This window comes from Mesotoga sp. UBA6090, from assembly GCF_002435945.1.
Lineage (GTDB): Bacteria > Thermotogota > Thermotogae > Petrotogales > Kosmotogaceae > Mesotoga.
On record NZ_DIXC01000006.1, the window covers coordinates 1 to 12,333 of the forward strand.

Sequence of the window (12,333 nt, forward strand, 5' to 3'; positions counted from 1 at the left end):
TGCTGGATGAACTTGAGGAGCTCGGCGTTACCGTCAAGAACCATATGTCGGTTCTTGACGAGGAGACCGTAAATATTATAGTTGGTCTCTACGAGGAAGAAAAAAAGGAACTCTTAAGGAAGGCCGAAAAGGCAAAAAACAAGATTCAGGAGAAAGAAGTTAAGAAGCTTGAAAAGAAATTGGTCTCCAAAGAGGAGCCCCCAGTAGAGAAAAAAATTCCGGTTGAGCATAAAGTAAGAACCATCAAGCTGAAGAGCAATGAATTCAAGCTCGACGTGCTCGCCAAGAAGATGAACGTTCCAATCTCGAAGGTGATAAAGGATCAGTTCATGAATGGGATAATTCTTCGTCCGGGACAGATTCTTTCGCTTGAAGATGCAATGAATATCGCGAAGAACTATGAGTGGGAAGTGGAACTCATTCACGAAGAGGAGATCAACCCCTTTGAGAGCATCTCAAATTCTTACGCCGAAACTTACAAGGAAAGCTCAAGACTGGTCCAGCGGCCACCGGTCGTAACTGTTATGGGGCACGTTGACCACGGAAAGACCACGCTGCTTGACAGAATAAGAAAGGCCAAGGTCGCCGAAGGTGAAATCGGAGGCATTACGCAGACTATAGGTGCCTATCAGGTCGAGATAAGAAACAAGAAGATCACGTTCATTGATACGCCCGGTCACGAGGCTTTCACTGAAATGAGAGCTCGGGGAGCTCAGGCAACGGATATCGTAGTTTTAGTAGTAGCGGCCGACGACGGAGTTATGCCGCAGACGATAGAGGCTTACAACCACGCAAAGACCGCAAATGTGCCCATAATTGTTGCGATAAACAAGGTGGACAAACCAAATGCAAACGTAGACCTCACGAAACAACAGCTCGCCTCGAAGCTGGGACTCGTTCCCGAAGACTGGGGCGGGGACACCGTAACCGTTCCTGTGTCTGCGAAAACAGGCAAGGGCGTTGAGGAAGTTCTGGAGATGATCCTTCTTGTGGCCGAAGTGGCAGATGTGAAGTGCGTTCCCGAAGGAAACGCGAGAGGAATCATTATAGACTCAAGACTTGACAAGGCCGTAGGTCCCCTGGCAACTCTCGTTGTAAAAGACGGAGTCTTGAGACCTGGCGACTACGTTGTTGCCGGTTCTGCCTCAGGCAGAGTGAAGGCATTGATTAACGAACATGGGAAACGAATCAAAGAGGCCCATCCTTCAGATCCTGTTCAGATTATTGGCTTTGACGAGGTTCCCGATGTCCACAGCATTGTGTACGCGGTTGAAAACCTTGACACTTCACGATCGCTCGCCGAATACGCAAAAAAACAGGCTCAGAAAGAGAAGTCGGTTACCACCAGGCGCCACATCAGACTTGAAGAATTCCTCTCTATGACCGGAAACACTGATGAGAAGAAGGATCTAAAGCTGATACTCAAGGCCGATTCTTTCGGTACAGTTGAGGCTCTGAAGCAGGCAATGGCCAAGCTAGAGAATAAAGACGTCAGGATTGAGGTCGTCCATTCTGGTATCGGCTCTGTAAACTCGAGCGACGTAATGCTGGCATCAGCCTCCGACGCCGTAATAATGGGCTTCAAAGTTAAACCCGATGCCCAGGCAAGAAAACAGGCAGAGGTAGAGGGAGTCCAGATCAAAGTCTACGAGATCATCTTCAACCTGATAGACGACCTCAAAAAGGCGCTCGAGGGTCTCCTCGAACCCGAGGAAGTCGATGAAGTGATAGGCCACGGACACATAAAACAGTTGTTCAAAATCAGCAAAGTTGGAACTATCGCCGGTGTCCAGGTTGACGATGGACACGTGCTGAAGAAGGGCAAAATGAGAGTTTACAGAAAGAACGAGGAAATTGCAGACGTCGCGATTGAAGTACTCAAACATTACAAAGACGACGCGAGCAGGGTAGATGCCCCAAAGGAATGCGGAATAAAGGCGCTCGGCTTCGATGATTTTCAGGAAGAGGATCAGCTTGAATTCCACAGCAAAAAGAGCGTAAAAAGAAGAATAGATTTCACCGAATAAGTTCCCTAATAGATTGAAGAGGTCCCTTAACGGGGCCTTTTTTCGCATACTCGAGATCGTTGGTGGCGTAAACGGTATTGGGGGCGGCAAGTAGGGGGTAGGAAAGAGCAAGAAAAGCTGGTTAGCCGTTGAATGGTTCACCGTTCGCCGAAAAGACCAGTTTTTCGTTTCAAAGCGCGGATCTGTTCTTCGTTCTTGGTCAGGGTCAGAAAACAAGAGCGAGATGCCGGATCACGGTCCGGCATGACGGAATTAAGAGAACAAAAGCCGGGGTCGTGGTTAGCAGGTAGAGACAAGATTGACAGCGGGTCTGGGATCTCGGGTCTAGAGTCTGGCAAACAGAAGTAAGTGACCCATCAAGATCCTCAATGCTATTGAGGCCGTCATCCCGTGGAGATTGCACTTTCTCAAGCCTCTCACATTGTCATCCCGAACCTGATCCGGGATCTGATCTTTGAAAACAATTACAGCGAATGAATATGGAAGTGGAAGGACAACACAGCAAAGGAAAAGGATGTGATGCTCTTGCTTTCGCTCAAAAAGCAACTTGGAACTGACAACTTGCAACTGTTCTTCACAGCGTTCAGCGGGTTCTTGTTCCTAAGCGTACAGCGGTTTTTTGGAGCATGACGGACTGTGGCATTTTCAGAACGCCCAAACGCTGTCATCCCGGGCTCCGACCCGGGATCTGGACTTTGAGGGAAAGCCGGGGTTGGGGATAGCGAATTGGTGGTTGGTCAAGAGCAAAAAATCAGTTGCAAGATGCAAGTTGTGAGTTGTAAGAGGGAAGAACAAGAAACGAGGTTAGGGGTATGGGGTCTGAGGTCGGAAGGGCAACAGAAATTGGTTTGCCGTTGAACGGTTATCCGTTCGCCGTGGAGAACCCGTTATTCCAGAGCGAGGACCTGTTCTTCGTTCTTGGTCAAACCATTATTCAGAGAGTAGAGAGAAGGGAAAAGCAAAGAGGTCAAGCAAGGATCTGGGATCTCTAAAAGGGTTTTGTCTCTTTTTTCGCGGAAAATCGAGATCCTGGCCAGAAGCACGAGGATGACACGAAGGGGCGTCATTCCATAATTCCCCCACACCGTCATCCCGTAGAGCGTCCCCTGAATCTACTCACTTAGTCATCCCGTGATGGGTCTGCACGGGATCTCGCATCTAAGAGCCGCTTTCCGCTTAAGAACGAAGACCCGCTGAACGCTCTCAAGACATCGTTGTCCGTCAACGGTCCCCTGTCATCCGAATAAGCCCACAAATTTGTCTTTACTTGTTTCAGCATCTTTCTCTTCAAGAACCGGTTCTGATAACCCGCTTCTACAACCTCATCTTCATAACCTGATCTTTTGTTTCACACCCGGTCCTCGTAACCCGATCTTATTAACCCGTATTTCTTAACCCGCTCTTCTAACCCGATCCTTTGTTTCCCTGCGAAGCAGCCTCACTTCCCCAAATGCTCTTCCGGGCATCACTTCCTGCGCAGCAGCCTCACTTCTTGACGAAGGCAGACTGGCTTCAAATCATGATATTATTCTTCATGTTAGATGCCACAGTTATTTGATCGAACAAGTAAGAAGGGAAGTGAAGAGATGGAGATGCAGAAAGACGAGTTCTACAGACAATCTAAAAACCCCAAGAACCTCCACATTCTCAACAGAATTGTGGATGCTTCGAGAGAAGACGGAAGGATCGTTTCGGTCATCTCTTACGGATCATATACGAGAGAGGATTTTGACAAGTTTTCAGACATAGAGTTCTATATATTCATTAGGGATGATTCAGCTGACACCTTCAACGATGAACAATGGCTCAGAGAGGTTGCTCCGGTGGAGTTCTACTTCACAAACTCTCACGGCGTTAAGACTGCGGTCTTTTCGAAGTTCTTTGTGAGAGGAGAGTTCCACTTCCACTCAGAAAAAGAAATCTCTGTTCTCGATACCTGGAGAGGCGTTGTCCTTCCTGGTAAATTGGAAAAGACAGTCCTTCTCGACAAATCCGGTGAATTCAGAAAGAAAACTGAGGAATTCTGCAAGACCTTTCCCACTATCGATGAAGAAGCTTCCTTCAAGCAGAATTACCTGGAACTCGCCAATGGAATCATCATGGAGTGGGGAGTTCTCAGCAGAAAGGATCTTTTCAGAGCCAGCACGATCCACAGCATGAATCTTCACTATCTCGCCAGACTCTTGTCGCTTTTGCACGGTGAGACTGACCATCTGTATTCGCCAAGACTTCTTGAGAGATTCTTGAGTAGGACAGAGTTTGAAAACTTTTCCAGCTGCTTTGCCAGTTTGAATTTCGATTCTCTTAGGACGGCTCTTGAGAACACGGCTAGATTCTCTGCAGAACTCTCAAAAAAGAGCCGAGACAGAGACATAGCCAGAGCAACAGAAGCTCTCCTGGAGAGGGTTGTGATGAGGTCTTACAGACTGGAAGGCGTCATCTCAGACGGTATGAAGGTATTGTTGATAAAGCATTCGGGGAACGACGGGAGACCTGACGACTGGCTCTTCCCCGGCGGAGGAAAACTCTCCGGAGAATCTGATGAAGCGGCAGTTAAAAGGGAGATTCTTGAAGAAACCTGCCTCGACATCGAACCCCAAGGAATGATTGCCGAAATCGAACTGCCGAAAGACGGATTGTACTACTCCGCGAAGATGTTTCACTTTGAATATGACGGTTCTTCGGTTCCTTCTCCCGGATCGGAGCCGGAAGATGAAGATGAAGTCTATTACACAATTTCCGAAGTGAAGTGGATCGATCTCAGCGATCTTTCGCGCATCCCCGTTGAATACAGGAGCTTTCCCCACATGCCCGAAAGGCTTGAAGCGATAAGAGAATACTTACTGAAACGCCGGAATATATAGGAAATTGAGCCAACCCATGGAGGCTGCAAATATTCATAGGGAAACTATTCGAAGATTACATAGTCCGTGAATTTGAGTCCGACAACTTGATCAATATCATATTTGGCAGTAGAAGGAGCTTCCACCCGGATCTCCTCTTTACCAAGCACGATACGGTAATCAAGTATGTTTCCCAGATAGACCTTCTTCCTGACTTTACCAGTAACGTGGCCCTCCTGAGGAGATACCAGTTTCACGTTTTCCGGCCTTACTGCAAACACTCGTTGCAAACCGGGAGAGAGCTGATCTGGACTGTAATTTATGTCAAAAGGAGTATCGTCATCTGCATCGAGAAATTTAGCGCACAAGCCGTCTCCTTTCGATATCAGTTCTATTCTCATGAAGTTTATCAGCCCGATAAAGTCTGCGGCGAACTGATTCTCGGGTCTCTCATACAGCTCTCTTGGTGTCCCCAGCTGTTGAACTGTGGCCTCATGCAGTAGCAGGATCCTGTCTGACATTGCCATAGCTTCTGCCTGATCATGAGTCACGTAGATTATTGTGACTCCGATTCTTCTCTGAATGTCCTTGATCTCGAACCGCATTTCCTCTCTCAGTTTGGCGTCAAGATTACTTAGCGGCTCGTCGAGAAGCATCACGTCAGGTTCCATAATCAGCGCCCTTGCCAGTGCAACCCTCTGCTGCTGCCCGCCGGAAAGCTGGTGAGGATATCGGCTCTCCATCCCCTTCAACTTGACTAGTGAAAGAACCCTCATTACTCTATCTCTAATATCGGCGGCTTTCACCTTACTTATCTTCAAAGGATAAGCTACATTCTTGAAGACATCCATGTGCGGCCAGACTGCGTAGTTTTGAAAGACCATTCCCACATTCCTTTCTTCGGGTGGAACGAAGACTTTCTTCTCAGCAGATGAAACCAGCCGGTCGCCTATGAAGATCTCTCCGGCCGTAGGCATGTCAAACCCGGCGATCATTCTAAGAGTTGTTGTCTTCCCACAGCCCGAAGGTCCGAGAAAGGAGAGAAATTCATGATCTATTATCTCCAGGCTGATATCGTTGACAACATTGACTTCTCCGAATGATTTTGAAAGGTTCTTGAGGACAACTCTGGACATTCACATCACTCCCTAGATCCCGGCCTTGCCCTTTGTCAACCACTTGACAAAGAGGTTGCCTACAATTACTATAACAAGCAGAATAGTGGCAAATGCAGAGGAAATTTGAACATAACCCGCTTCCTGCATCTCGAAAATCGCAACGCCTATCGTTACTGTCTTGGGCCCCCACAGGAGTATCGACATGGTCAACTCCCTCAAGGTAGGCATAAAGATTAGAAACCAGCCGGCGACGAGACCCGGCCTTATCAAAGGTACGACGATATCCTTAAGAGAAGTCAGCCAGCTGCCTCCGGAGATCCTGGCGGCCTCTTCAAGCGAGGGATGAATCTGCTCCAGAGAAGCGGAAGTAGTCCTCACCGCAAAGGCCACATAACGGGCAATATATGCCAGCAATATTATCCAGAATGTATTGTAGAGGTTTATTCCATACTTGCCCGACCAGGCGAGAATCATAGCTATCGCAACAACCGTTCCCGGCACTGCGTAGGGGAGTTGCGAGACGGCCTCGAGAGCCTTCCTTCCTCGAATCTTCGTCTTCACACTGATATAAGCAATCAGTGATCCTAAAACCATGCAGACAGTGGCTGCAGAGATCGCAAGCAAGAAGCTGTTCTTGAAGGCGTCCTTCGTCAAGGCATATTCAAAGAGAATATATCGGTAGTTCTTAAGTGTGAGGTTATCCCAGGTAATCTTGGCCCCCCACGCGTCGAGAAAGGATGTGAGACTGATAGAAACGAAGGGCATGACAACTGTCACGAAGACAACGAGAAAAGCAAGTATCAGGATAGGTATCTTCCGGCGACGCAAGTCAAGCTTCGTTGGCCTCATGCTCTTTCCCGAAATCAGCGTGTACTGCTTCTTCTTCAGATAAAGGTTGTTCAACAACAAGGCTCCGACTGAGATAGACATCAGCAAAATTGAGAGTGCAGAAGCCATTGCGATTCCCGTTAATCCCCGACGCATATATGAGTAGATCATGGTCGTGAGGACATACACTCTACCCTGCATACCTATCAGCGCGGGAATCCCGAAGTTAGCGATTGTCGAAGCAAAAACAAGAAGCGCGCCTCCGGCAATACTTGGAGCGACAAGCGGCAGTGTAATGTCTCTCATAATCCTCATCGTCTTCGCGCCACAAGTCCGAGCGGCCTCTTCCAGAGTGGGATCCATCCTTTCGAGAGCTCCGGCTACAGTTATGAAGACGAACGGATAGAGATAGAGAGTCATAACCCATATGAGACCGGGCATGGTGTTAACGTCAAAGACATGGCCTTCAAGCCCAAAAAGCGATGCTGCCCAGGAATTGATGTATCCATTTCTCCTGTTGAGAAGCTGAGACCAAGCGATCGCTCCAACAAATGGAGGAATCATATATGGAAGAATGAACAAGGTCTTAAATAGCTTCGCGAAGGGGAGATTAGTCCTCGTCACGAGCCATGCCAAAGGAGCTCCCAGCAGAACCGAGAACAAAGATGTGAAAAAACCCAGCTTCAAACTGTTGAAGAGAGCCGTGTAGTTCCTATTGGCCTGAAAAACGGTAACATAATTCTGAAAAGTGAAGACCCCGTCGGCCTTCAAACTGTTTATGAACAACAGCGTGAAAGGAAAGACTATGAGAACTCCAATTATCACGAAAGTACCTCCAAGTATCAGCGGATCGGCTCTAAACCTCTTATGATACATGAGATCACTCTCCAGGGCAAAATGAAAGGCCCGGTCGCCACACCGGCCGGGCCTCGCCTTTCTAGAACAACATTATGTCTGCAAACTTCGTGTTTATCTCTGTGGTGAGCTCTTCAATTGCCTTCCAATCGATTTTCATGGCCTGATCGAGAATCTCTCCTGCAGGTGGCGTGTTTGGCGGAGGATTGACATCGCTTCTGATAGGCACCAGAGATCCCAGCTCTACCAGAGCTTTCTGGCCCTTTTCGGAAAGAATGTAATTGATGAAAATCATTGCGGCTTCCATATTGTCAGTGTTTTTCATCACGGCAACAGGGCTTGGAATTGCAACCGTTCCGTCCTTTGGATAAACAATGTCTATCGGGCTGCCGTTTTCTCTGAGCCCTCTAGCAATGTAATCGAGTGTCATACCGATCGGGAACTCGCCCGCAGCGACCTTCTGTGCAACATCACTGTTTCCCCTGACGACTACCGTCTCGTTTTTTCTCAAATCTTCAAAGTATTCCCAGCCATAGTTGATTGCCAACGCCCCTACTGCGGCAACAGCAGCCCCAGAATACTCGGGATTGGGAATCACGAAGTTATCGTACCACTTCGAATCGGTCAAGTCTGTCCAGGATTGCGGAGCAGTTTCCGGTGTGAGTTCATTAGTGTTGTAGGCGATGACCATGTTTATGAGCCTTCCGGCGTAGTAATAGTTCTCGGGATCCTTGAAGTTATCCGGAAGTGCATTTGCTTCTTCTGGAAATATTTGCGCCAGGAGTCCCTGCTTCTTGAGAGTCTCATAGTAGGAGAACTCTGCCACCCAGATGACATCTGCCTGCAGATTACCACCCTCAACTTCTGCTGCGATTTTCGTCTGGATGGTGCCCGTCCCGGACCTGAAGACCTCGACCTCAATAGTCGGGTTCTCCGCCATGAAAGCGTCGGCTATAGCCGTCATAATTTCTGTCGGAACCGAAGTGTAGAGCATAATCTTCTCTACTCCGAAGAGCATTGCTACACAGATCAATAGCACGAAAGTGATAGCAAGTTTTCTCATAGACTACCTCCTCAAATTGGATTTGGAGACTAATGTTTCCCGTTGAATCCAAAGATATCGGGTATCTCATCGAGTTTCTTCAGAGCCTTGAGTTTCTCTTCGTCCCTCTCGGCAATATACAGAACAAGAGCATTCAATATCGCCATAGGTACGACCAGTGAGTTGAGCAGTGAGACGGGGCCTCTGTTAGCAACCAACGTAACTTCCGATTTGAGTGCAAGTTCCGATACACTGCTGTGAGTCAAAGCTATAGTATGTATTCCATTCCTTCTAGCATAGTCGAAAGATCTCAGTATGTCTTGCGAGCAACGGAAGAAACCAATTCCAAAAAGAACATCCCCGTCTTTCATTAGCAGCAGAGTCTCATAGAACGCTTTACCGCCGACGGTAACTGGCCTAGTATCGATCTGCATCCTTCTGAACCTGAATTCCAGAAATTTGCAGAGGGCTTCCGAAACCCCCTGACCTGCAATGAAAACTCTCTGTGCGTTTTCTATCAAATCCACCGCCTTATAGAACTCGTCGGCCGACACCTTAGAGATGCCGTCTTTCAAATTCTCGACTTCTGTTGTGAGCAGTCTATCAAAAGTTGTCTCTCCGGACTTGATCTTCTGAACGGTTGCAGACATCTTTTCGGCAGGGGTGAGTTTCTCTTTGATCAAATTCTGACTGTGCTCTCTAAGCTCGCTGAAGCCTGCGTATCCAAGGGTTTTTGCAAACCTTATTACCGTGGTCTCACTTACCCCAAGTCTTTCTCCGAGCTCCCTCGGAGAAACGAAGGCCGTGTTCTCCCAGTTCTCCAGAATGCTGTCTGCGATCAACCTCTGAGATTTTGAAAGAGAGGGGTAAACCTCGCGAACTCTATCAAGGATTTTCATGTTCTTGTTCATAGATCCTCCATACTTCAAAGACTTGAGAAACACTTCCCTGTGCCATTCACGAGACAATCATAGACCCTTTTTGTTTTCCCAACGTAATCTTTGCTCCTGTCAAGTGCAAAGCCTCTCCCCACTGTACTGACAACTTCATACTGTTCAAGTTGTTTCCTGTATTTCTTCAGAAGATCTATTGCACTTCTGGGTGGAGCGCTTCTGCCGTCGAGAATGAGATGTACTAAAATCCTATCAGCTCCATTCAGACGGGCCGCTTTGCATATCTCAAGCAGCTCTCTGATGTTGCCGTGAGAGCTGGCCTCCGAAAGAACTCCTATCGCGTGAACCGATGCCCCGCTTTCTGTGTTAGCTATTGCATCCTTAAGTGTCTTGTTATTTTCTAGCCCTCTTTCCATCTCCCTAACAAGCCGTAACTCATCCTGCTCGATCACTCTGCCGGCTCCCATAGTGAGGTGACCAGTCTCCGAGTTGCCGCTTCTGCCAGAGGGAAGACCTACTGCCTGTTCACTGGCCCTGAGTCTGGTAAATGGATAGTTCTCCTTCAGGAAATCCAGATTCGGAGTCTCGGCAGCTTCCAGAGGATTGATCCTCGGATCTCTATTTCCTTCTCCCCAGCCATCAAGGATCACTAGCACAACGCCACTGGAAACAGGGATATCCTTGATCAGGCACGATCCCGTCATCTCAGGCGGTTTATCGATTCCCATAAGGGAAAGAATAGTGGGAGCTATATCTGCGAGTGAACCACTATCTGCGATGACGCTGTGTTTTCCTAATTGACGATTGACAACTATAAACGGCACTGGGGCAGTCGTGTGTGACACCGATGGAGAACCGTCCTCGTTCCTTCCCCTCTCCATCAGTCCATGATCGGCTGTGATAATTACAGTTCTACCTAGTGCGATGGCCTGTTTGTAGACCTTCCCAAGAGCTACATCAATTTCGGCGGCCGCTTTGATCTTCAGCTCCATTTCATTCAGGTGGCCAATCACATCACCTGCAGGGAAATTCACTATAATGAAGTCGTACTTATCCATTGCCTTTACAAGCGAAGAGCCGATCTCTGAGCTTCTCATCTCTGGATGCTTTTCGAAATTCCTCCAGCTGGGGATTATCTCTGCTATCTGCCCCGGAAAGAGCCTGCTCCTTCGCCCGTTGAAGAAGAACGTAACATGGGACTCCTTCTCTGTCTCGGTTATCAAGAGCTGTTTGAAACCCGCCTTGCTTAGCACTCTGCCTAGAGTAACGGAAGGCCTTACAGGTTCGATGATCGACTTGATGTGAGAAAACTTCTCGTGGTATTCAACAAGAGGGAGAAAACGGAGGTGGTTGAAACGGGCAACATGAAAGCGTTTAAACTCTGAGTCAACTAAACTTTCCGTTAACTGGACTTCTCTCTCCCCTCTCCGACAGCAAAACAGAACTGTATCGCCGTCGGAAATCCTGCCGATAGCCCTGCCTCCTTTGCAGGATACCAGAGGCTCTATCCAGTAGTCGGTTATTCCCTCTTCCTCGTATTGATCACGGATTAGCTCTTCAAGAACCGGATACTCTTTGTCAAACATTCTCGAGCATCTCCTTCCATCCGGAAGTAACGGTCCTGTTCTCTCGCAGAACTTGCATACCGTCTCCCGGTGCGAATCCCTCGATTGTTAACGTCCCATCGTAAATACTCGCTAGTTCCCTGAGAACAGGAAAGAAATCGAACTCTCCTCTAAGCAACGGAGTATGAACCTTTGTCAAAGTGGCATTGCTCACATGGACGTTGAAAATCTTCCGCAGCTTGCTCATGTAATCAACTATCAATCCATTCAGAACCTCCTGATCGACCTTATTCTTGAAGCACGAAGCGGCGTGAGCAACATCAAAGGTGGTACCCATGCAATCGAAATCCACGTACTCAAGCAACGAATTTAAGTCTTCCGGTTCTGTGATAATTTCCATCGGTTTCTTCTCCATAACTTCCACAGCTACTTTTAGACCAGACTTCCTTGCCATCTTGGCAATCTCCTGAAATGACTCAAGCTGCACTTCAAAGTAGTCTCCTGGTCTATCCTTTGAAGAAGACATGTGTCCGGGATGAACAGTGACAACCTCGACTCCAAGTCGAGTTGCGATCTCAAGCGCCTCGAAAGTCTGTCTCATCGACTCTTTACGTATTCCCGGATTAGAAGAGGTGATATTAACGTCTCTACTCGGGGAATGTAGAGTTCGTTTAAGATTGAAACCGTCTAGCAACTGCCTTATCTCTGACAGGTCGTTCTTATCTCTCCACAGATGCTCAACCCATATCTCAACACCAGAGATCTTCTCGTCCGCAAAAATCTTCAGAGCCTTCTTAAGAGAAAAGTCGATAAGTATGTTCGAACTGAAAAGAAAATCCATACATGCATCTCCAAATGAAGCATTTGCTTCACTCTCGTGTGAGTCTCGGCAAAATATGAAGCTATTGCTTCATCCATAGAATACCACATTGTCAGTTGAAATAAGAAACGTCGATAAGACCCGATACCCAAGATCCATACGCGCTCCTTCTTTCCACCCGATCTTATTAAACCGTACTTCTAAACCCGCTCTTCTAACCCGATTTTTTTTCCCCGCGAAGCAGCCTTGCGTCTCGCCACGTTCTTCAGGAAGTCCGGCTCTTAAATCCCGCTCGAGCGGGGGGGACCGCTTGCGGTGGGGAGTGTGCACGTCCAGCTAAGG

The 12,333-nt window shown here is 47.9% G+C and carries 8 protein-coding genes; 2 read left to right on the forward strand and 6 right to left on the reverse strand.

Annotated features, from left to right (window positions below; translation table 11 throughout):
• The first annotated feature begins 2 nt into the window (after positions 1-2).
• Together infB and B3K42_RS01255 are read left to right on the forward strand one after the other, a co-directional pair.
• The gene (gene infB / locus B3K42_RS01250; protein ID WP_292596368.1) at positions 3-2,027 is read left to right on the forward strand and encodes a translation initiation factor IF-2; all 2,025 of its coding nucleotides are present in this window, start codon (positions 3-5) and stop codon (positions 2,025-2,027) included.
• A 1,586-nt stretch (positions 2,028-3,613) separates the two neighbouring features.
• Complete coding sequence (locus B3K42_RS01255) at positions 3,614-4,891, forward strand: NUDIX hydrolase (RefSeq protein ID WP_292596370.1); 1,278 nt, start codon at positions 3,614-3,616, stop codon at positions 4,889-4,891.
• A 44-nt stretch (positions 4,892-4,935) separates the two neighbouring features.
• Here B3K42_RS01255 and B3K42_RS01260 read toward each other — a convergent pair whose 3' ends face one another.
• From B3K42_RS01260 to B3K42_RS01285, 6 genes are all read right to left on the reverse strand, one after another.
• Positions 4,936-6,006 (reverse strand): ABC transporter ATP-binding protein, encoded by a 1,071-nt coding sequence (locus B3K42_RS01260; protein WP_292596372.1) that lies wholly within the window; start codon positions 6,004-6,006, stop codon positions 4,936-4,938.
• Between the two features lie 12 nt (positions 6,007-6,018).
• A complete protein-coding gene (locus B3K42_RS01265) occupies positions 6,019-7,692 on the reverse strand; it encodes an ABC transporter permease (RefSeq protein ID WP_292596374.1) in 1,674 nt (557 codons plus the stop codon).
• A 61-nt stretch (positions 7,693-7,753) separates the two neighbouring features.
• The gene (locus tag B3K42_RS01270) at positions 7,754-8,734 is read right to left on the reverse strand and encodes an ABC transporter substrate-binding protein (protein ID WP_292596376.1); all 981 of its coding nucleotides are present in this window, start codon (positions 8,732-8,734) and stop codon (positions 7,754-7,756) included.
• 29 nt (positions 8,735-8,763) lie between these two features.
• Positions 8,764-9,624 carry a MurR/RpiR family transcriptional regulator gene (locus B3K42_RS01275; RefSeq protein WP_292596378.1) on the reverse strand — a complete coding sequence of 287 codons (861 nt, stop codon included), beginning with the start codon at positions 9,622-9,624 and terminating at the stop codon, positions 8,764-8,766.
• 14 nt (positions 9,625-9,638) lie between these two features.
• Complete coding sequence (locus B3K42_RS01280; protein ID WP_292596379.1) at positions 9,639-11,192, reverse strand: hypothetical protein; 1,554 nt, start codon at positions 11,190-11,192, stop codon at positions 9,639-9,641.
• Complete coding sequence (locus B3K42_RS01285) at positions 11,185-12,012, reverse strand: sugar phosphate isomerase/epimerase family protein (RefSeq protein WP_292596381.1); 828 nt, start codon at positions 12,010-12,012, stop codon at positions 11,185-11,187. Before B3K42_RS01285 ends, B3K42_RS01280 begins: the two co-directional genes overlap by 8 nt.
• Positions 12,013-12,333: the final 321 nt, after the last annotated feature.